The organism is Candidatus Njordibacter sp. Uisw_039, from assembly GCF_047730075.1.
Classification (GTDB): Bacteria; Pseudomonadota; Gammaproteobacteria; order Pseudomonadales; family Balneatricaceae; genus Njordibacter.
In genome coordinates this window covers 988,004-1,010,000 of sequence record NZ_CP159831.1, presented here as the reverse complement: position 1 = coordinate 1,010,000, position 21,997 = coordinate 988,004, and the positions used below count along the sequence as shown (strand labels likewise).

Genomic DNA, 21,997 nt, shown 5'->3' with positions numbered 1-21,997 from the left:
TTCTCTAACGACACATTAAACTGTGGGTACTGGCGCATGGCCAAAGCACATACTTTCAGCATAAAGGGTAAGGGTGTGACCTTGGTACCTTTTTGCTCCGCTTCTGCCTTTAGCCCCTTACGGAACACCTCTAGTTCAGTAATGTCTGCATGATCAAATTGGGTGACGTGAGGCACATTAAGCCAACTACGGGTCATATTTTGCGCAGTAATCCGTTGCACCTTACTCATTTTAATACGGTCAATAGCACCAAACTGACTGAAGTCGATAGCTGGCGGTTGCTCTATGCCATGGCCCTGACTGGATGACGAGGCAGGTTGTTGTAGCTTTTGTTTTACAAAAGCCTCTATATCTTCTTTTAATACACGATCTCTTGGCCCAGTTGCAGCAACTTGCGCCAGCTCTACACCCAGTTCGCGGGCCAACATGCGCACAGCTGGGCCTGCATGAGCAGCACTTCCTATGATCACTTCCATCTCTTCATGAGCTTGATTTACTGGGGCTGGAGCTTTACTAGGTGCAACAGTTTCTTTGATTTGAGGCACCTGAGACACCAACGTCTCTAGAGCCACTTTACTAGCCTTGCTTGTTAACACCGCAATGGTGTCACCCACATTAATTTTAGCGCCCTCTGCCACTTTAATTTCTAGCACAGTGCCAGCGAAAGTAACTGGAATTTCCATAGAGGCTTTGTCGGTTTCAAGTACGATTAGGCTATCTCCTTCAGCCAACTCATCACCCACTTTAACGGATATCTCAACAACCTCTACATCGGCTGCACCACCTAAGTCTGGCACCAAAGCCAATCGCTCAGACTCCACGGCTACAGCTTCAGCCATCACATCAGGAATAACAGCTTCCACTATCGCCGATTCCATTTCAATTTCCACATGAGGTGCTAGCTCCCTAGCTTCATCTGGTGCAGCGGCAGTTTCAATTTCCACCATTACATCACCAAGACTACACGTGTCACCCTCTTTTAAAACAATGGTTTTTATTACACCAGCGCTTGACGCTGGAATTTCCATTGATGCTTTGTCAGTTTCAACCACAATAATAGAGTCGCCCTCACTTACCACATCACCAACTGCTACGCAGATTTCGATGACTTCTACGTTTTCTGCACCGCCCAAATCTGGGATCATCATATTACTTGTTGCCATGTCTTTGTCCTCTTCTCGTCAGCAGCTTACAGGTGAACTGGGTTAGGCTTATCACTGTCGATATTGAACTTTTTAATGGCGCGCGAAACCTCACTCACCTTTATGGTACCGTCTTCTGCTAGAGCCTTTAGCGCTGCGACAACAACGTAGTATCGGTTGACCTCAAAAAACTCTCGAAGCTTTTCGCGACTATCACTACGACCATAGCCATCAGTACCCAGCACCTTATAGTTGGCGGGCACAAACTCACGAATCTGCTCCGCAAATGATTTTACGTAGTCTGTAGCAGCGATAACCGGCCCAGCATGACCAGACAAGCATTGCTCTACATAACTCTGCTTTGGCTCTTCCTCCGGGTGCAACATATTCCAACGACCAACATCCTGTGCGTCACGACCTAGTAGGTTAAAGCTTGTGATACTCCAAACATCTGCACCAATATTGAACTCCGCTGCCAAAATTTCTGCAGCAGCCTCTACTTCTCGCAAAATAGTGCCACTGCCAAGTAGCTGCACACGTTTTTTAGCTTTGGACTTAATTTCTTTTAACAAGTACATACCCTTAACAATACCAACCTCACAGCCTACCGGCATATCTGGCTGAATATAATTTTCATTCATCACGGTAATATAGTAAAACTTGTTTTCCTTTAAGGCATACATGCGATGCAAACCATCTTGAATGATGACCGTCAGCTCATAGGCATAGGTAGGATCATAAGTGACACAGTTGGGAATCAAGTTACCTAGAATATGGCTATGTCCATCTTCGTGTTGCAATCCTTCGCCGTTTAAAGTGGTACGACCTGCTGTGGCTCCAATAAGGAACCCGCGGGCCTGACTGTCACCAGCAGCCCATGCCAAATCACCAATACGCTGAAAACCAAACATTGAATAGAAGATATAAAACGGAATCATAGCGTAATTATTATTACTGTATGAAGTCGCGCAGGCCAACCATGCAGACATAGCCCCCGCTTCGTTAATACCTTCTTCTAGTATCTGGCCCGCCTGATCTTCACGATAGTACATCACCTGATCGGCATCATGGGGTACATACTTCTGTCCTTCAGCCGTATAAATACCTAACTGGCGGAACATTCCCTCCATACCAAAGGTACGAGCCTCATCAGGAACAATCGGTACAACTCGCTGGCCAATTTCTTTATCTTTAACTAACGTCGTCAATGTACGAACAAATGACATGGTGGTAGACACTTCACGCTTGCCACTGGACTTCAGTTGGCCACCCAGAGAATCTAAACTAGGTGTTGTTAGAGCTTCAAAGTCACTACGTCGACTCGGTAATTGGCCACCCAAGGCCTCTCGCCTTGCCCGCATGTACTTCATTTCGGGCGTATCTTGTGCCGGTCGGTAATATGGTACGTTCTTAATTTGGTCACGAGTTAATGGAATATTAAAGCGCTCACAGAAACTTTCCATTTCGTCCATATCAAGCTTTTTGAGAGAGTGAGTTGGGTTCTTTGCTTCTCCCGACTTACCCATGCCATAGCCTTTAATCGTTTGAGCTAAAATAACCGTGGGTTTACCTATGGTATTGGTCGCTTCGTGGTAGGCTGCATAAACCTTATAGGGATCATGGCCACCGCGGTTAAGCTTCGTAATATCGTCATCAGTATAGTCTGCTACCATCTCCAATAACTCAGGGTATTTACCAAAGAAGTGCTCACGGGTGTAGGCACCACCCATGGCTTTGTAATTTTGTGACTCACCATCAACTACTTCATTCATGCGCTGTTGCAACAAACCTTTGGTATCGCGGGCTAGTAAAGGATCCCAGTGTCGGCCCCAGAGCACTTTAATGACATGCCAACCGGCACCCACAAAGATACCTTCAAGTTCTTGGACAATTTTACCGTTACCACGCACAGGACCATCTAGACGCTGCAAGTTACAGTTGACCACAAAAATTAGGTTATCCAGCTTTTCGCGGCCGGCTAGGGAGATACAGCCTAATGATTCTGGCTCATCACATTCTCCATCACCTAAAAAGGCCCAAACTTTACGGTCACCATTTTCAACCAACCCACGCTGCTGTTGATAACGCATAATGTGGGCTTGATGAATCGCCTGCAATGGACCTAAGCCCATTGAAACCGTTGGGAACTGCCAGTAATCAGGCATTAACCATGGGTGAGGGTAGGAAGACAAACCATTGCCATCTACTTCACGGCGAAAGTTATCCATTTGCTCCTCAGTTAAACGCCCTTCTAGATAAGAACGAGCATAAATACCGGGGGAAATATGACCTTGGAAGAACACTAGGTCACCTTCTTGCTGATCTGTATTACCCCGGAAGAAATAGTTAAAACCTACATCATATAAAGTAGCTGATGAGGAGAAGCTGGCAATATGCCCACCTAAGCCATCATCATTATCATTGGCGCGCATCACCATAGCCATGGCATTCCAGCGAATCAAAGAACGAATACGTCGTTCCATGAATAAATCACCTGGCATATGCTGCTCATTTTTTAGAGCAATACTGTTGACGTAGGGCGTGGTGAGGGAGTTTTCTACCTTCGCACCCTGCAAACGGGCTTGTTCCCCCAGCTTTACCAAGATATATCGAGCACGATCTGCACCCTCGTTTTTAATCACCGAAGTCAAGGCATCCAACCACTCTTGTGTTTCGATTGGATCTATATCTGAATCAGACTGCAACACGTTTTCCCCTATTCACTAATGCCGAAAAAACTTTACTTCGACACAACATAAAATATCATGTAGTAATACTACAATAAATACAAAAATAATGCCAATATAGACCAAAAAAATACACATTAGTAAATATTTTACATTTATTAAACTATGCCCCAGAACGCCTCATAGCGCGCTCTTGACGGGTTGAATCTTTGCTTTGCTCTATAATTGCCTCTTCTACAAAGGCCAAATGATCATGAGCCGCATTTCGTGCTTTTTCTGGGTTTTCTGCAACAATAGCTTCCAATAAAACTTGATGTTGATGATGGATACGTTCTCGAGTATCGCGCTTGGGATAAATGCTCTCCAAGTTGGCGTAGATATTTTTATGAAGCAAAGTAAACAACGAACGCATCGTATGCAACAACACAGCATTATGAGACGCTTCAGCAATAGCTAGGTGAAATTCCGCATCGGCTTTGGTTTCTTGCTCAAACAACTTCTCATCATGAGCCTCTTGCAGATCAACATAGCATGCTTGCAACCGCTCTTTGTCCGCTTCCGTACATCTTAATGCAGCATAATAGGCCGACACCCCTTCTAGCGCATGACGGAACTCTAGCAGATCATATTGTGCTTCCGGATGAGTAGAGAATAATTCAGTTAACGGGTCCACTATACTGCTACCAATGTTTTCAGAAACGAACGATCCACCACCTTGACGGCTAATAATAAGTCCTCTAGCCGAAAGTTTTTGTAATGCCTCCCTAAGCGAAGGTCTGGACACTTCAAACTGACTAGCAAGCGTTCGCTCTGGGGGTAACTGTTGGCCTGGCTTAAGACTGCCTTCTAGTATCATAGCCTCTAACTGCTCCATGATTACATCTGATATTTTGGGTTGTTTTACTCGCTGATACGCCATAACCGCTCTCTATTGGTAATACCAATTATATTCAAAGTCAAAAATAACCTGCTTTCCTTGTCTTGGTCAAGTTTATTACCATATACAGTGTCATAATAATCTTATCCACATCACCTTAAAAGATATAAGTGCAGGTTCATTTTAACAGTAGCGTTGTTCAGAATATAGCGTATGAAATCTTATTAGGTATACTGGTATTACCATTTATCCAAGAAACATTAAAAGGTATAGAAAAATAACGTCCCTATAAGATTAACTATGAAATTTATCAAAGCTAACATTACTCAAAAAAACATTAATCACAATCCCAATGGTGTTTTTTAACAGCTATTTATAAAGGTCTATTTCCCTTCATTATTTTGCAATTAATTGGTATGTTTGCACTTAAAGCCTGACGGCAAGAGAGTCTTTGGTCACCAACGTTAGCATATGGTGCCAAACCAGGTTAAAACACAAGGATAGTTTTGGATATTTATGGATCAGAGCATTATTGAACGCGTTTTCGCCACGGTTTTTCCACTCGTGGCTATTGCCACCATCGGCTATGGCTATGGCCAATGGCGCAGACCAGACATCAAACTCATTAACCAAATCAATATGGAGGTTTTTGTACCTTTATTGGTGTTTGTAGTTCTGGCAGACCAATCGGTACCTATTGGCCATCTTGGACCCATGGCCCTTGGTGCAATTATCGTTGTACTTGGTTCAGGCTTATTGTTGTGGCCTGTTATTGCCATGTCACCTTGGTCGAGTAAAACCTTCTTGCCACCGATGATGTTTAACAACGTGGGCAACATGGGTATACCATTAATCTTATTGGCCTTTGGTGACGAGTTTTTAGCCATTGCCGTGGTTTGTTTTGTGGTAGAAATGACCCTGCACTTTAGCTTAGGCATTTTTATGATCAACCCAAAAATGCGTTTAATAAGCATACTTAAACAACCAGTTATGATCGCCACCATAGCTGGTTTCACCATAGCTTTAAGCGGCCTTCAATTGCCCAGCAGTGTTCACTTGCCCATCGACATGTTGGGGCAAATTTGTATTCCATTAATGCTCTTTACCTTGGGCATTCGCCTAACCAACATAGCGTTTGATGACTGGAAGGTCGGTTTAATAGGCGCCATTCTTTGCCCCATTTCCGGCATTTTAATGGCCGTAGCGGCGCAAGTTTTACTTAAGCTCCCACTAGAGCAATATGCCGTACTTATTGTGTTTGGTGCGTTGCCACCAGCAGTATTGAACTACATGGTGGCAGAGCAATACCAGCAAGAACCAAAAAGAGTAGCCTCTATCGTCTTGATTGGTAACTTAATGGCATTGATCAGCATTCCGATTACTTTAGTATTTGTTCTCTAAACCCACTCTAGGCCTGTGGTATCATGGGCCCAATTGAGCCACACCATTTCTAGCGCGGAACTTCCCAATGCCAACCCCCATACCCGATGTTCTCAACGCCCATTTTCTCAAGGCAGATCTAAAAGCTAACGTGAGCGCTGCTTTATTAGAAGATGTAGGTGATGGGGACATTACAGCACGCTTAATACCGGTCGAAGAAAAAGCTTCTGCTGCGATTATTACCCGCGAAGCTGCCACCATTTGTGGTGTTGACTGGGTGAACGAAGTAGCACGCCAAGTGGACGCGACCATCTCCATTGACTGGATGGTGGCTGATGGACAGCAGGTTGAAGCTAATCAGCTATTATTTCAAGCCTACGGCAATGCTCGTAGCCTACTTACTTTTGAGCGTTGCGCCCTGAATTTTTTACAGTGTTTATCTGGTACCGCCAGCATCGCTCACTATTACGCTGGCCTAGTAGCAGACACCCAAGTAAAGCTACTAGACACCCGCAAAACCATTCCCGGCTTACGCAAGGCACAAAAGTACGCCGTTGCTTGTGGCCAATGTTACAACCACCGCATCGGTTTATATGATGCATTTTTAATCAAAGAAAACCACATTGCTGCTTGTGGAGGCATTAGCCAAGCCATTGCTACTGCTCGACAACAAGAACCTGCCAAACCTGTAGAAGTAGAAGTGGAATCCATGGATGAGCTACAGCAGGCATTAGAAGCCGGTGCAGACAGCGTTATGCTCGACAACTTTACTTTGCGTGAAATGCGTGAAGCGGTGCAGCTCGCTGCAGGACGAGTAGAACTAGAGGCGTCCGGTGGCATTACCGAGCAAACCCTTCGCCCCATCGCAGAAACGGGTGTGGACTACATCTCCATTGGTGCCTTAACCAAAGATTGCCGCGCTATTGATCTGTCGATGCGGTTTGTTTAAAACAACATCAGATGATCAAGCGAGAGCTTAATACCAATTTCTTCACCAATTTCATGGTTATGGTGAGAATCTGCAAAGCAAGACAATGTTTGATTACCCGCTATTAATACCCGATACAAAAAGTGGGTACCGCGAAAACGTTTACTGATGATACGTCCTGTTATAGGGCTATCATCCAAGTGTAAGACGTCATCGGGACGGATAAATACCTCGGCTTTTTGACCTGCTGTAAAGCCATGGGCCCTGTCGCTACACAAGTGGCCTATGGGCGATTCTACACAGGTTTCACTACTCACATTACAGGCTAAAAAGTCTCCTTCACCAATAAAATCAGCGACAAAACGACCGTCTGGCTTATGGTAAATATTGTAGGCTGTATCCCACTGTTCGATACGACCTTGATTCATTACCGCCACATGATCTGCCATGGTAAAGGCTTCAGTCTGGTCATGGGTGACTAATAGTCCAGGGATTTTTTCTTGCCGCAAAATTGCACCAACTTCTGGCACCAGTTCTTCTCGCAACATGGCATCAAGGCCAGAGAAAGGTTCATCTAATAACAACAAACTAGGTTTCGGCGCCATAGCACGAGCCAATGCTACACGTTGCTGTTGACCACCTGACAATGCATGAGAATAACGTTCTTGATAACCACTTAATCCAACCAGATCCAACAACTCTTCCACTCGCTGCACTTGCTCTGCCTTGGGCCAGTGCTGTAATCCAAACGCCACATTAGCAGCGATATTTATGTGAGGGAACAAGGCCACATCCTGAAATACCATGCCCACATTACGGGTTTCTGCGGGTAGGCAAAAGTCATCCTTAGCAAGGGTTTTACCTGCCAAACTAATACTGCCAGACTGTAATGGCACAAAACCAGCAATGGCGCGCAACAAAGTGGACTTACCACAACCACTGGGGCCCAACAAACAGCCTATTTCACCTATACCCACAGCTAAGCTTACATCATGCACAATGTTATGTTGGCCGTAGGCAACATTTACTTTATCCACCAGCAAATGCTGATCCGAGTTATCAAAGGACATAGTCATTTAGGATCTCTCATATTAGTGTGGCCTGCGGCGGGCAATTGAGGCATGTAGCATCAATACAGGAATAAGCCCAACGAGTACAATCATAATGGAAGCCGGAGCTGCATCGACAAGCCTTTCGTCTGAGGCTAATTCATAAGCCCTAACTGCCATGGTATTAAAGTTAAACGGTCGCAGTATAAGTGTTGCAGGTAACTCTTTGAGCACATCTACAAATACAATCAATAGGGCGGTGAGTATAGAGCTGCGCATTAGAGGCACATGAATCTTACGTAATAGGGTCAAAGGATTGTGGCCCATTGATCTACCAGCATGGTCTAAACTAGGCTTAATTTTCTCTAAACCAGATTGGACACTACCTAGCGCTACGGCCAAGAAACGCACTGTATAAGCAAATAATAAAGCCACCAAACTACCTGATAAAAGCAAACCTGGGCTATCCCAACCTAAGCTTTCGAATAGGGCTATAAGACTATGGTCTGCCCATGCTAATGGAATCAAAACGCCTATAGCAATAATAGTACCTGGTAATGCATAACCAAAGCCTGCCATAGCAATCACAGTGCGGACAGGTTTAATCGGTTTAGTTCTTTTTGCGTAGGACAAAATAATGGCTAATGATACGGCAATGATCGCTGCCAAAAAAGCTAAGCTAAATGAATTCCATGCAAGGGTAACAAAGTCCCAACCTAAAGGTTCTGCCTCGAACACCGCCCAAATCAACAACTGAGTTGCTGGGATAATAAAACCAAAAATAAGGGGTGCCGAGCATGCAATTACAGCCATGACTGCTTTGGTGCCCGTTAACGGAATTAAATCTGCGCGAGCTCTTGATTCGGCCGCAGAATGGTAACTTGCACGGCGACGAGAATAACGCTCTAACAAGACTAATAATATAACAAAAGCCAATAAGCTGGCAGCCAGCTGAGCTGCTGCTGCCATATCTCCATAACCATAAAAGGTACGGAAGATACCCGTAGTGAAGGTGCTCACACCAAAATATTGCACGGTACCGTAGTCTGCCAAAGTTTCCATTAGAGCCAGGGATAAACCTGCAATGATGGCTGGTCGAGCCATAGGTAACGCTAAACTCCACATGGCACGCCAGCGTGAATAACCTAAACTACAACCCACTTCAATACTGTTGACTGATTGCTCCAAAAAGGCAGCCCTAGCCATGAGATAAACATAGGGATACAACACTAGAGACATCATCACAATGGCGCCACCTAGGGAGCGAATTTCAAAGAACCAATAATCACCATAACCTAGGCCTGTTAGGTCTCTAATCCAAGTTTGCACTGGGCCTGCAAAGTCTAATAAGCCAGTGTAGGTGTAGGCGATAATGTAAGCTGGGATAGCTAACGGTAACAACAGAGCCCAGCTCAACCAGCGACGCCCCGGAAAACTGCACATACTGGTTAGCCAAGCGGTGGGCACTCCTAATAAAAGCACACCCGTGCCAACACCCAGCAATAGCAGCAAGGAGTTCACTAAATAATCGTTAAGCACGGTATCAAACAAGTGCTGCCATAGGGCACCATCGGCTTTTAGCAGATAGCTGACAATCACAATGACAGGAAGCGATAAGAATGCTGCAATCACAACAGCAAAAACACTTAACCCATGGCGTTTAAACATTAACAGTATTACCTATCGCCAGCCGGCACGATCCATTAGTTGAACCGCTTGTCGATTATTCTCACCTAATGTTTCTAAATCAATGGGATCCATTTTGTAAACACCAAACCCTTTAAGGGCCTCTGAAACTTCTACACCAGCTACAACTGGATATTCATTATTAATGTCTGCATACCAAGCCTGTGCTGTCGCAGATACCAGATATTCTAATAGTATTTGTGCCTGTTTAGGGTGTTTACCGTATTTAGTAAAACCTGCACCACTCACATTAAAGTGAGCACCGCGTCCCAGTGCACCTTGGCCCTGCTGGTTAGGCCAAAATACTGCCAACTGGCTAGCCACAGACTGCTCAGCTTCTTTACTGCTATTGATCAACCGAGCCAAATAATAGGTATTAGCTATAGTCACATCACACACACCTGCTGACACCGCTTTTAACTGGTCTGTATCTCCACCTGAGGGTGCTTTAGCAAGATTATCAACCATGCTTCCCATCCAATCCTGAGCGGCTTCAGCGCCGATTGCATCAATAGTGGCAGCCACAAGAGATTGATTATACACAGATTGTGAGGACCGGAGGCAAATTCGACCTTTCCATTTTGCATCTGCTAAGGCTTCATAAGTAGACAGTTCATCAGGGTTAACACGATTCTTGGCATAAATAATAGGCCTTGCTCTAAGTGTAAGTCCGTACCAGTAACTTTCAGAATCTCTTAACGCTTTAGGAATTCTCTTTTCTAGCGACGGCAAAGACACGGGTTTTAGCACTCCGGCCTCTTTAGCGCGATGCAGACGGCCCACATCCACTGTAATAAAAAGGTCAGCAGGGGTTGCACTGCCTTCTACTTGCAAACGTTTTAATAAGGCATCAGCCTTGCCAGTAATAAGGTTCACTTTAATACCAGTGGTAGCACTAAATTCATCCAACAAGGGCTTAATTAATGCCTCTTTACGGGCTGAATAAACATTTACAATGTCCCCGGCTTGGGCCGTTGTGGCGGTTAATAAGCTAGCAGCAACGGCGGGGAGTATAAAGGTATTAATAAGATTCATGGGTATCATTTATTGGGACTCACTTGTTACATGTGTTTTGTTATTGGTGCTGATTAATTTGCCCTTACTACGCCAGAAGTAGCACCAACTGCTTGTAAAGGGCTGCCAATACAAAGTTACTAACTGATGTTCTTTAGGCTTTTGGCCAAGCAAGCCGTAGGTTAATTCTTGACTATTAGATCCATACTCCAAGGTATTTCCTAGTCGATCCCATAAGGCAATAAAGGCACCAAAGTTCTTATCCCAATGCTGACGAGCCTGAGAATGGTGTATTTGGTGCTGTGCGGGAGAAATGAGCCACCCTTCTATGACTTTTCCATAACTAATAGGTACAGGCGAATGACGCAAGTTAGAGCCTAACAAATTTAATACTGCGTTAAATACATTGGCTCCCAACAAGCTCAGCAAGGTCACCCTGTCAGCAAACACAAACACAAAAACACTAATCAGAAAGCCCTGCACTAATACACTGCGCAGGCCAAACAATAGGCCTTCCATGGGGTGTGTCCGCAATACTGTAAAAGGTGTTAAAGACTCGGCTGTGTGGTGTACTCGGTGAAATGCCCACAAAACTGGCCAGCGGTGCATCAGTCGATGAAGATAATAGCGACTTGCGTCATCAACTACAAACAAACATGAGGTAAAAATAACTGAAACCCAAAAAACTGGAATGTCTGAAAACCACAAGGGCCGAGATACCCAATCATTGAGCGCATAGAATAAAGTAGTCGCAAGGGCTAATTTACTCAACAGAATTGGACTGAGAAGCAACATGATCGGTTGATTAAGCAGCATTATTGTATAATCAGATTGACTAGAACTAGACCACCAAATTTTACCTTGAAATAGCCAACGAAAAGCGGCTAGACAGTTAAGCTGACGCTGCCACATAAGCCAAACAACAGCAATAAGTGTAGCACTTAACATATAGCCGAAAAATATACGCTTACTACCTTGGCTGACTAAACCCATAAGTTCAGAAAACCAAGATTGTATAAACTCAAACAACCAATCCATGGCTAGTTAATAAAGCATCTAGTCATTTTCAGCCGCCATCGCTTCACCAAGCGAATCTACCAATTGAGCTAAGTTGGCGGTCACATTTTTATTACGCGCTTCTACTTCAAAGTCATCAATCATTAACTTTTGCAGCTTGATCATCTGCACACGGTACTCAGATAAACTAACAGAGGAACTTTGTACAAACTCACCATCAACCAAGGCGGCAACCTGCGTGTTACCTAACAAAACTGGGCTGTATCCTATAAGTCGATTCAACTTCACACCAGTTTCACCTAAGTTAACACCACCCGATTCCAACGCTAATGCAAAACCCTTAAGCTCACCCCAATGCTTGGCATAGTTACGATAAAGCTTCACGGCATTACCATTGGCTTCAATAGCGGCTTCCAATTTTTCAATATCACCATAAACAGAACCTGCATACTTAAACACAGCTTCAGCAATAAGACGCTGCCATTGGGTCTTAATCACTTGAGCGTAGCTCATTAATTTACTGCGCTGGGCATCTGTAAGCGCTTCACCATTGGCAGAGGATATTAAATTACGGCCATCAAGAAAGGCCTGAACAATGGTATGCAGGTAATTAGTTTTTCCACCTTTATCAAACGAGGCTGCATAGTATGCATGAGCGAATGCCATTTCAGTAACTAATGACACCTTACCATCGTTATTGTAATCTGCCTTGGCGAAACTATCCGCTTTCTGCTTGGCAATGCCATAGACTTGTGCAGCAGTTAACTTCATAGTATGAGCCGGTGCGCCAAAATAACCAAAGGCCTCATCCCATACGTGTTCTTTACCTGTATAGGCCTTGCCTTCTTTGTAGGCTTTACTGTTAGGATTAACGTCCGCTGCTAACTTTTCATCTAGATAATTATCAACAGCCTGATTATAGAATACTGCGCCCATAGTAAATTTAGAAATTAATTGTGTGTAGTCATAGCCTGTTAAGGGATCAAATCCTTTTTCCGTCGCTGCTGCTTTTTCCAACATCAAGTCAAGCAATTCAGCACCAGTGAGTCCACCAGGCATGCCAGAGATTAAACCCTTGTAGGCTTTTCCAGACAGGTTTTTGCCTGTTGAAATCTTATCCACATGCGTTTGAAGCACTGCAAATTCATCTTTTGAAACTGGATCAACAATAACTCGACCTGTCTCTTTGCCATTAAAGTAAGCTTTAGTTTGCTCTAAACTAGCACCTTTAGAAACCAGCTTTTTAACTGAATTGTGTAGGGTATGCCGCGCTATCTGGCCAGTGTAAGCCTCAGAATGGGTCTTACTGCCCGTATAGTTTTTTACCGTAATGGGGAAGTCTGCATAGACCTCTACATGTGCCCCAGCGTGGGCTTGACCAGTTAAGGTTAAGCTAGTGGCAACAACGATAGAAAGAAGTGTTTTATTCATAGATCATCCCTAGTAAGCTTTTCAATCAGGAGGATTATAAACAAACTTGAGTGGTAATGCAAATCATTCTTATTTAGATTAGCGTAACGTTTATCATTTATTAAATATAAATAAATTCGTCATTTTTTATACAATTTAAAGGTAATCTAGGTACACATAAAATTCACCAACTGTTAAACTGCGCGCCTACACTGTCCCAGTAGCTCAGCTGGATAGAGCAGCCGCCTCCTAAGCGGCAGGCCGGAGGTTCGACTCCTCTCTGGGACGCCACAACCTCTAGACTTGCTCCACTTTCCGTGGGGCACATACACATATAACACTATGTTTTTTAAGCAATAACTACATGCGGCGTTTCACTTTACGTGATCACTCAACCAGTTTAATTAATTCTTGGCTTGCTAGAATTGCGCCAGCTTCCTCTCTTATTTTAATCATTTCTGGTTTATTCATTATTCCAACCATATGTTCCATGGATGGGACGTCCATGACAACCCATACTTTATTTTCATTACCTTCTTCATGTCCATAAGCAAGGAGATTCATTTGATTTTTCTGTCTGAAACTTTCATTTTCAAGCATTAGTTTCTTCCAGTGTTGATACCCTAAAGATAATTCAACATTCATAATAGTTTTCATTCCATAACTCCTTATTTTTCGTCCTGTGAAATGGGACTTGGTTAAATATGTCACCATCCCACTAGCCACATTGAATAAAGTTCTACCAAAGCACTGCAACTTAATCACATTTATAGCACAATCTGCAATACTCTCTAATGTGATTGATCAATATGAGACCCCTTTAAACACCCCAAGTATCCGTCAGTTTATAGCCTTCTGGCCAGGGGTCAGTGGGGTCAAGCATATGCTGGTGAATTCCAGTGATCCATCCACGGCCACTGATTTCAGGCACAATAGCGGGGCGATGGCCCACTTCAGCTTTGGCCATAATTTTTCCAGTAAAGGTAGATCCTATAATTGACGTGGCTTCAAATTCATCGCCTAAATGCATGTCACCCTTAGCGGCCATCACGGCCATACGTGCAGAAACAGCTGTTCCAGTTGGGGAACGGTCTACTTTACCTGGCTGGATCACCACTGCAGATGTGCCACGCAAACCCTTATCAGTTTTTTCTAATGGGCCACAAAAGGCACAAAAGGAAATATGTTTCCAATCTGGGTTTTCTGGATGATTGAAACCCAGTTGCTCATTTGCAGCCTTGGTGATGGCCACCCCAAGTTGTGCAATTTGTCGGGCCTCAGACGCTATAATTTTAAACCCCAACGCTGCCGCGTCAACGATGACAAAGCTATCACCACCATAGGCTGTGTCAACTATGATACGCCCCAGTCCGGGCACTTCAAGGGGTACTCCAATTTGATCAGCAAAGCTGGGTAGGTTGCGTACAAATATGCGCTCGGCTTTTCCATCTTTGCATAACGCCCGCACGTGCACGAGACCACCTGGGGCTTCCAACACCATCTCAGTTACTGGTTCATGCATGGGAATGATACCACCGTCCAATAAAACAGTAGCAACACAAATGGAGTTTGAGCCAGACATAGGTGGTGTATCCTCAGGCTCCATGATGATAAACGCTGCGTCCGCTGCTGGATGTTTTGGTGGCACTAACAAATTAACGTGACGAAACACTCCGCCTCGAGGTTCGTTAAGTACAAAGTTACGTAAACTCTGATTTTGAGCAATAAAAGTGCGCTGCTGCCAGAGACTTTCTCCAGGTGGTGGGCTCACGCCACCCACAATAACGTCACCTACTTCCCCTTCTGCATGGGCTGAAATCACATGAATTATTTTATTACTACGCATAATTTTTCCTCAGGAATAGCTTGCAACTGGCGCACCTAGCGCTTCATGAATGGGTGTCACACCCAACCCAGGCCTATCTACTTTTTTATCTTGGTAACTTTCTATTGATGAGTACGATTCAATTCGGGCATAGCGGTTGAACCAATAGCTAGGTTCAATTGCAAGAATACAATCTCCTTGCTTATTAAGGCATGCTATCTTGATTAGCTGCAACTGCCAGTTCACTACCTAATAACAGTGAAAGTGCTAAACCAGTTTGCCAGTTACGGTTAAAATATCTGAGCGGACGTAAATTAGCTCTGGAAGCACTGCAGGCTTTTTCCCACCTTTCGCAGCCCCCATTCCAGGGCTTGCAGGCAATCTTCACAACCACACAATAGGCTAAGTTCAGGAGTGCTTATGTTTAAATCAAAGCCACAGGCTCCAGAGTTACAAGACAGATCAGCCATTATTTAACAACCCCATTTCTTGATAACACTAAATGTAACAATACGATAAAATGCCAAAGAATGAACCTAAATTTGAACATTATCTATAACCAAGGAAAGAACCATCACCACTATGTCCATGGCCTTAACACTAAAGGAAGACATCACCATCGATAAACTAGTGACAGAAATGGCTAAATCACAGGGTGAAATAGTGGATAGAGCACCACCGAAATCACCAATGGCGGTTCGAACGCCAGACGTAATAACAACCTCTCTCATTACACAAACTCGTCAATTAATTTTCTTGCTGACCTGCACTTTGTGATCTTAAGTTTAAGCAATTTCAGCATCAGTGCGGGATCAGTTTTTAAGCTTAAATAATTTAAACCTTACTCAAGTTACAGTAATGAGCAGAACCGAACCAATCCAATTTCATACAAAGGGTATACGAAAAACAAATGATTTGAGCAAGTACATACATAATTTGCTTGTTTAATCGTAAGCATTGGTTATCATAAGGCTACTTGTCATGGGAGGAGATGCTAATTTGAACCTACGCCAACTAGAAGCTTTTCGCGCCACGATGCGCAGTGGGTCCATCACAGAAGCAGCAGAAATAATGCATATCTCACAGCCCAGTGTTAGCCGTTTGATCGCTGACATTGAACGCTCTGTGGGCTTCCCGCTATTTTTACGCAGTGGCCGTGGACTCATCCCAACCCTGGAAGCAAATACCTTTTATAAGGGTGTTGAAGGCATGTTCGTGGGTGTGGAACGACTGCAAGAGTTGGCAGATTCTATCCGCACCACTAGTGGTGGCATTATCTCTATCGCCACCATTCAATCTATTGCTTGGTTTGAACTGCCAAGGGCGGTGAACCAATTATATCAACGCTATCATGATATTCGTTTTATGATCCATGTACGCAATACACCAGGCATACTAGATGCTGTGCAGATGAACCAGTTTGATTTAGGCATCGTTGGGCAACAACCCCCCTATCAAGGTGTTGAAACTCTGTTTCAGACCGCTGCACCCTATGTTTGCTTGATGCCCGAAGACCACAGGCTGGTTGGGCAAGCAGGTACTGTTGATCTTGAAGAATTGTCAAATAGTGAAACCTTTGTCACTTCTGGTGGCGCCTTTCCAGACACCATGATGTCTATAAGTAGTGCTTTGTCGAATAAAATGCAGGGCTGTTCGCGCTTGTCAGCCACCAATATGTCTGTGGCAGCCTCATTGGTGCGCGAAACCGGTGTGTTGGCTATTATTGATCCGTTTTCGGCTGAACAAGCTGTTAATATGGGAGGCGTTGTGTTTCGTCCAATTGCACAGGATTTAAAATACTATGTCTCCATCGTGACATCAGGTAGAGAACAGCTATCGCGCCAAGCGATCGAACTTGCTGAAGTCTTAGCTCAACAAATCACTGCGCGTGTCGCTTGTGTAATGAGCTATGCAGACTGAACCCCTTTGGCACAAAGTTTAGGACACCGTTTAGCACATCCTAGTTAGCCGATGCGCTTTAAATTCTGCTGTATCAGGCTAATTCATAGTATTTCTGGATGCATAACTAATCTATTGCTATTGGAGATTGTAATAAACTTCGAGTTATTATGATCTTATACCCAAAACCCGAGCACAAGGATGAGCAAATGTCTGCGTTTAAAAAACATGAACAGTAAAAGTAATAAAATATTTTCATCTCAAGATGCTCTGCAGGTAGCTAAGCAACGTCTGCCCCGGTTAATTTTTGATTTCATCGAAGGCGCCACTGGACGAGAAGTTTCAGCACTCAGGAATATGACCCGCTTTGACGAGATTACACTCCAACCGCGGGTCATGGAAGATGTGGAAACACGCCGTCTAAACACAAACCTTTTGGGCCAAAGTTACGACCTTCCTTTTGGTATAGCGCCCATGGGCATGTGCAATCTTGCTTGGCCTGGGGCTGATAAAGCCTTGGCTGAAGCCGCTCAAGCGTTCAACCTCCCCGTGTGCCTTTCATCAGCGGCTTCTAGTTCAATCGAAGACATGCGCTCGTGGGCCAGTGAAAATAGTTGGTTTCAACTTTACGTTGGTAGCTCCATGGAGGAGTCATTAGCCTTGGTCGATCGTGCTCGCAATGCTGGCTATGGGACCTTAGTGTTAACCGTTGACGTACCTCAAGTATCACGGCGCTTGCGTGACTTGCGTAACGGGTTCCAGATGCCCTTTAGAATAACCCCCAAGCTATTCATGGATTTTGCCACCCACCCCCGCTGGTCTTTGGCGACTTTATGGCAAGGGGTGCCAAAACCCATTAATTTTAAGCCAACATCTGGTAATGAGCAGTTTGACCGTAATGCCAGTCGCGCTGGAGCGAATTGGGAGTTCCTCAAACAGCTCCGTGACCTCTGGAAAGGTACTTTAGTTATCAAAGGTGTTACTTCAGCCCAAGATGCTTTGCGCATTCAGCGAGCTGGCGCAGATGCCATTTATGTATCTAATCACGGTGGACGACAGCTCGACAGTGCTCCGGCTGCTATTGATGTGTTGCCCAAGATTCGCCAGGCTGTTGGCTCTGATTATCCATTGCTTTTTGATAGCGGCGTTCGCAACGGTGAGGATGTCGTTAAGGCTCTCGCAATGGGTGCAGATTTTGTTATGTTAGGGCGCCCGTTTATGTTTGCTCTTGGTGCCGAGGGTGCGCGTGGTCTTAATTCTCTAATTCGTACTTTAGGTGAGGATGTAAGCCTTACTCTTGCACAAACTGGATTGGCAAATATTAATGATGTATCACACAGCATGTTGGTAGATTGTCCACCTGAGCTTATACAGGCATCGCTAACATCGATCCAAAATGCAACACATCAAAACTAATTGCCTGAAAAGGAATAATTGAAGATGACCGAACATAAAAACATTCGTGGTGGTGCTCTATTGGCTCGAGCATTTAAGAAAAAAGGTGTGGAGCATGCGTTCACTCTTGCAGGAGGTTTTTGTAACCCCGCACTAGAAGGCTTCATGGAATGTCAGATGCCTGTAATCAACTGCCCCCATGAGCAAGTTGCTGGCCATTTGGCCGATGGCCACGCTCGCATCAGCCGCAAGCCCACTCTGTGCCTTGTGGGCCCCGAAGGTTTCGCTAATGCAGTGCCAGCCATGCTTGAGGCTTGGGGTGAACGCTCACCAGTCATTTTTGTGACAGGCTCATCCACCTTAAAACGGCAAGGCTCAGGGGGATTCAAAGAAATTGATGATGTGGCCATCGCGGCGCCACTAACCAAGTATTCAGCCCAGATTGTTGATGGTCATCGCATTAGTGAATTTGTTGATCGCGCATGGAAAGCAGCCACCACTGGCTATCCAGGGCCAGTGCATCTAGCACTGCCAGTGGACATCATGTTTTCGTCTTTCCCAGAGAATGCGGGACTGCATGAGCGTCCGTTCGATAGGACCGATACCCCCAGTCCGAGGGCTTGGCCTGATCCGTCTGCGTTAGCGCCCATATTAGACACTATCCGGCATGCCAAAAGACCTCTGATCATCGCTGGACATGGTGTATGGTGGTCAAGATCTGAAACTCAGTTAAGTGCTACAGGCACCGCCCTGCGCATTCCTGTTTACAACGTGCCCTATCACACTAAAAATCTTAGCGAGGCTTCTGAGTGCTACATGGGATTAGCAGATTTCCATCAATATCACCCGTCTAAGCCAGCTATTCATGAGGCTGATGTGGTGGTGATGGTTGGGTGTCGTTTGGACAACCAAATGAACTTTGGTAATCCACCCTTTATTCCTGAAAATACCAAGCTAATCTGTGTCAACGGCAGCCATGAAGAATTAGATTATAATCATGCCGCTGATATGCAGCTCCTGTCTGACCCGGGAGCCTTTCTTGAGGCCCTCGCTGAGGTGAAAAAAACATGGGATGATTGGTTTAATCTACAAGTTCAACGCCGCCAAACCTGGGTACAAGAATGGAGTGATCACATTGCCGCAGAATCAGCTATGGATTTAGCTGAAGGACGCAAGATGCACCCACTGCAACTGGGCCTTGACGTGCAGGCCGAAATGAATGACGGTGATTGGTTGATTTTTGATGGTGGAAATACCCATTTTTGGAATGAAATTGGTGTCAATGTTGCCGCTCAAAGAGGCTTGAAATTGGGTGGCATCTTGCACCCCGGCAATTATAGTTTATTGGGTGTGGGCGTGTCGTTTGCCTTTGCAGCCAAACACATTCACCCAGAAAAAAATGCCGTTTTAATCACTGGTGATGGCGCCTTCCTATCAGGGGGCTTATCCATTGAAACTTGTTTCCAAGAGAAGGTACCTATTATTGTTATTGTTGATAACAACGGTGGCTTGGATTGCATTAGTCAGCAACAAGAACGCCTGTTTGAAAATGGTCAGCACTACGCTACGGATTTCCGTGATATTCCATTCCATGGCATGTTTGAGGGCTTGGGTGGCCACGGTGAACTAGTGACAAAACGCGAAGAATTCGCTCCAGCGATGCAACGCGCAATAGCAAGCGGTAAAACGTCCTGTATTAATGTAAAGTGCCGCGGTGTGATCAGCCCAATTGTGGCGGCCACTTCAGATAAACGTGAAAAGGCTTCGATTGAATAATGGCAGTCATTACATCCCACACACTCAACGGCACCGATGGCACTCATGCGGGTGGTATCACCGTGACATTAAGCCGTCTCGGACAGGTTAATGAAATTATCTTTACCACTGTCATGGATGATGGTGGGCGTCTTGAGCAAGAGATTGCACCTAATCAAATTGATCCTGATGCAACTTATGAGCTTGTGTTTGAAACAGGCAGCTTTTGGAAACAACGAAATATCTCGGGCGCAATGCCACAAATAGTTCTGCGTTTTTTAATGCTTGATCAAAAAGGTAAGTATCATATGCCAGTGATTCTTAATCCAAATTCCTACACTGTTTGGATGTCTTCATAATGTCTGATGGCTTGAACATGTCGCGCCGTATCCGGCGCACGCCTTATACCGGCAAGGTTGAACAGGTAGGTGTGCGTGGTTTCTCGGTGGTCAATCACATGCTCCTACCCAAAGCGTTCCAACGGTCGGTCGAAGAAGATTACTGGCATCTGCGCGAACATGTCCAACTGTGGGATGTTTCGTGCCAGCGTCAGGTCCAAATTCAAGGCCCTGATGCTGCCAAACTCATGCAATGGATGACCCCACGCGATATTAGCCAGGCCCTTGTGGGTGACTGCTGTTATGTACCGATTATCGATGCAGATGCAGGCTTGATTAATGACCCTGTGATGCTCAAATTAGCAGAGGATAAGTTTTGGCTCTCCATTGCCGACAGCGATGTTTTACTTTATGCCATAGGGCTGGCTCTAGGTAGGGGTATGGACGTGCAGATCTGCGAGCCCGATGTCTCAACTCTTGCCATACAAGGGCCCAAATCAGAAACCTTGGTAGCTAACCTATTTGGTGAGCACGTGCGTGATATTGGTTTTTTTAAATTTGGCTGGATCGAATTTCAAGGATCCCACCAATTAATCGCCCGTTCGGGCTACTCTCGGCAGGGTGGCTTTGAGATTTATCTTGAAGGTGGTCATCTTGGTGGCGACCTATGGGATTATATATGGGATGCAGGACAAGCTTTTAATATGACGCCTGGGTGTCCAAACCTCATTGAACGTATCGAAGGCGGCCTCTTTTCCTACGGCAATGAAATGACTCGAGAAAATAATCCTTTAGAGATTGGCTTAGGTAAGTTCTGCTCACTGGATGGTTCCATAGACTATATAGGTCGTAAGGCATTAGAAAAAATTGCTGCCGAAGGGGTTGCTCGCATAATCCGTGGCATCATTTTTGATGGTGAGCCATGCCCGACATGTTCAATACCTTGGCCTATTATGGTTGGGCAGCAACAGGTTGGACAAATCACCTCGGGGATTTGGTCGCCACGATTAAAAGCCAACGTTGGGCAATCACTCATTGACCGAGGGTTCTGGGAAATCGGGCAGGAAGTTACCGTGATCACCCCAGACGGACAGCATAGGCATGGTCATGTATTAAAAATGCCAATGGTATAGTATTGAATAAACACAACACAGGTTACGTAATCCAAAATGTGCTAAAAGCTAATGCTCTCTTTACATCTGCTTATAGAAAAAATTTATCAACCCACACGGATATTGCATAAGCTGCATTAGGCGCCCACCCTTTCATTGAATTTAGGTGGACAGCATTGTTGATCACACTTCAGCGGCTACTCGATTGTAGAGCAAGATTTTGCCCCTTGCTTCCGCTACTAGCTCCCCGTTCTGATTAATGCAATTGGCGGACATAATGACGATGCCACCTTTTTGCTTAGGTTTGTCTAATTTTTCTTCAATGTTCCAGGTGGTGGTTAGAGTGCCCATGACCTTAACACTAAAGAAGACATCACCATCGATAAACTAGTGACAGTGATGACTAAATTATTAAACAGTGATGATAGTAATTACGTAAAGTGAAACACCACAGGTGGTTAAGGGTCGAGGCATCGGGAACTT

At 44.9% G+C, this 21,997-nt stretch carries 19 protein-coding genes and 1 tRNA gene (1 of these 20 only partly in view); 8 read left to right on the top strand and 12 right to left on the bottom strand.

Going from position 1 to position 21,997, the window contains the following annotated elements:
• From ABXT70_RS04755 to pdhR, 3 genes are all read right to left on the bottom strand, one after another.
• On the bottom strand, positions 1–1,163 hold the 5' portion of the coding sequence (locus tag ABXT70_RS04755; protein WP_443642028.1) for a dihydrolipoyllysine-residue acetyltransferase. Its footprint begins 445 nt before the window's first position; 1,163 of the gene's 1,608 nt are visible here — the first part of the coding sequence; its start codon is at positions 1,161–1,163; its stop codon lies beyond the left edge, outside the window.
• 26 nt (positions 1,164–1,189) lie between these two features.
• Positions 1,190–3,850, bottom strand: coding sequence for a pyruvate dehydrogenase (acetyl-transferring), homodimeric type (gene aceE, locus ABXT70_RS04750; RefSeq protein WP_443642027.1), 2,661 nt, complete (start codon positions 3,848–3,850; stop codon positions 1,190–1,192).
• A 142-nt stretch (positions 3,851–3,992) separates the two neighbouring features.
• Positions 3,993–4,748, bottom strand: a complete 756-nt coding sequence (pdhR, locus tag ABXT70_RS04745; RefSeq protein ID WP_443642026.1) for a pyruvate dehydrogenase complex transcriptional repressor PdhR — start codon at positions 4,746–4,748, stop codon at positions 3,993–3,995.
• Between the two features lie 474 nt (positions 4,749–5,222).
• On the opposite strand from pdhR, the gene ABXT70_RS04740 reads away from it, so the two are divergent.
• Together ABXT70_RS04740 and nadC are read left to right on the top strand one after the other, a co-directional pair.
• Positions 5,223–6,107, top strand: a complete 885-nt coding sequence (locus tag ABXT70_RS04740) for an AEC family transporter (RefSeq protein ID WP_443642025.1) — start codon at positions 5,223–5,225, stop codon at positions 6,105–6,107.
• Between the two features lie 67 nt (positions 6,108–6,174).
• Complete coding sequence (gene nadC, locus ABXT70_RS04735; protein ID WP_443642024.1) at positions 6,175–7,035, top strand: carboxylating nicotinate-nucleotide diphosphorylase; 861 nt, start codon at positions 6,175–6,177, stop codon at positions 7,033–7,035.
• Here the strand turns inward: nadC and ABXT70_RS04730 are convergent.
• Genes ABXT70_RS04730 through ABXT70_RS04710 form a run of 5 tightly spaced genes read right to left on the bottom strand, consistent with a single transcriptional unit; the run spans position 7,032 to position 13,211 of the window.
• The gene (locus ABXT70_RS04730) at positions 7,032–8,090 is read right to left on the bottom strand and encodes an ABC transporter ATP-binding protein (RefSeq protein WP_443642023.1); all 1,059 of its coding nucleotides are present in this window, start codon (positions 8,088–8,090) and stop codon (positions 7,032–7,034) included. The genes nadC and ABXT70_RS04730 overlap by 4 nt on opposite strands.
• Before the next feature lie 15 nt (positions 8,091–8,105).
• A complete protein-coding gene (locus ABXT70_RS04725; protein ID WP_443642022.1) occupies positions 8,106–9,731 on the bottom strand; it encodes an ABC transporter permease in 1,626 nt (541 codons plus the stop codon).
• A gap of 12 nt (positions 9,732–9,743) precedes the next feature.
• Positions 9,744–10,784 (bottom strand): Fe(3+) ABC transporter substrate-binding protein, encoded by a 1,041-nt coding sequence (locus ABXT70_RS04720; RefSeq protein WP_443642021.1) that lies wholly within the window; start codon positions 10,782–10,784, stop codon positions 9,744–9,746.
• A gap of 9 nt (positions 10,785–10,793) precedes the next feature.
• Positions 10,794–11,801 carry a sterol desaturase family protein gene (locus tag ABXT70_RS04715; protein WP_443642020.1) on the bottom strand — a complete coding sequence of 336 codons (1,008 nt, stop codon included), beginning with the start codon at positions 11,799–11,801 and terminating at the stop codon, positions 10,794–10,796.
• 18 nt (positions 11,802–11,819) lie between these two features.
• Complete coding sequence (locus tag ABXT70_RS04710; RefSeq protein WP_443642019.1) at positions 11,820–13,211, bottom strand: DUF4856 domain-containing protein; 1,392 nt, start codon at positions 13,209–13,211, stop codon at positions 11,820–11,822.
• A 193-nt stretch (positions 13,212–13,404) separates the two neighbouring features.
• Between ABXT70_RS04710 and ABXT70_RS04705 the strand changes: the two genes are divergently transcribed.
• Positions 13,405–13,481: transfer RNA gene (locus ABXT70_RS04705), tRNA-Arg, on the top strand.
• 96 nt (positions 13,482–13,577) lie between these two features.
• Here the strand turns inward: ABXT70_RS04705 and ABXT70_RS04700 are convergent.
• From ABXT70_RS04700 to ABXT70_RS04690, 3 genes are all read right to left on the bottom strand, one after another.
• Positions 13,578–13,847 (bottom strand): hypothetical protein, encoded by a 270-nt coding sequence (locus ABXT70_RS04700; protein ID WP_443642018.1) that lies wholly within the window; start codon positions 13,845–13,847, stop codon positions 13,578–13,580.
• A 163-nt stretch (positions 13,848–14,010) separates the two neighbouring features.
• Positions 14,011–15,036 (bottom strand): trans-3-hydroxy-L-proline dehydratase, encoded by a 1,026-nt coding sequence (locus ABXT70_RS04695; protein ID WP_443642017.1) that lies wholly within the window; start codon positions 15,034–15,036, stop codon positions 14,011–14,013.
• Between the two features lie 515 nt (positions 15,037–15,551).
• On the bottom strand, positions 15,552–15,746 hold the full coding sequence (locus ABXT70_RS04690; protein ID WP_443642016.1) for a hypothetical protein: 195 nt from the start codon (positions 15,744–15,746) through the stop codon (positions 15,552–15,554).
• Positions 15,747–15,996: 250 nt separating this feature from the next.
• On the opposite strand from ABXT70_RS04690, the gene ABXT70_RS04685 reads away from it, so the two are divergent.
• The 5 genes from ABXT70_RS04685 to ABXT70_RS04665 all read left to right on the top strand — a co-directional run bounded on the left by ABXT70_RS04685 (position 15,997) and on the right by ABXT70_RS04665 (position 21,535).
• Entirely contained in the window at positions 15,997–16,935 is a 939-nt protein-coding gene (locus tag ABXT70_RS04685; RefSeq protein WP_443642015.1) for a LysR family transcriptional regulator, read from the top strand.
• Between the two features lie 207 nt (positions 16,936–17,142).
• Positions 17,143–18,330 carry an alpha-hydroxy acid oxidase gene (locus tag ABXT70_RS04680; RefSeq protein WP_443642014.1) on the top strand — a complete coding sequence of 396 codons (1,188 nt, stop codon included), beginning with the start codon at positions 17,143–17,145 and terminating at the stop codon, positions 18,328–18,330.
• Positions 18,331–18,354: 24 nt separating this feature from the next.
• Positions 18,355–20,085, top strand: a complete 1,731-nt coding sequence (locus ABXT70_RS04675) for a thiamine pyrophosphate-binding protein (RefSeq protein WP_443642013.1) — start codon at positions 18,355–18,357, stop codon at positions 20,083–20,085.
• The gene (locus ABXT70_RS04670) at positions 20,085–20,423 is read left to right on the top strand and encodes a hydroxyisourate hydrolase (RefSeq protein WP_443642012.1); all 339 of its coding nucleotides are present in this window, start codon (positions 20,085–20,087) and stop codon (positions 20,421–20,423) included. The genes ABXT70_RS04675 and ABXT70_RS04670 overlap by 1 nt, the downstream gene beginning before the upstream one ends.
• Positions 20,423–21,535, top strand: a complete 1,113-nt coding sequence (locus ABXT70_RS04665) for a dimethylsulfoniopropionate demethylase (protein WP_443642011.1) — start codon at positions 20,423–20,425, stop codon at positions 21,533–21,535. Before ABXT70_RS04670 ends, ABXT70_RS04665 begins: the two co-directional genes overlap by 1 nt.
• 162 nt (positions 21,536–21,697) lie before the next feature.
• Here the strand turns inward: ABXT70_RS04665 and ABXT70_RS04660 are convergent, their stop codons facing one another.
• Positions 21,698–21,865 (bottom strand): hypothetical protein, encoded by a 168-nt coding sequence (locus tag ABXT70_RS04660; RefSeq protein ID WP_443642010.1) that lies wholly within the window; start codon positions 21,863–21,865, stop codon positions 21,698–21,700.
• Between the last annotated feature and the right edge of the window lie 132 nt (positions 21,866–21,997).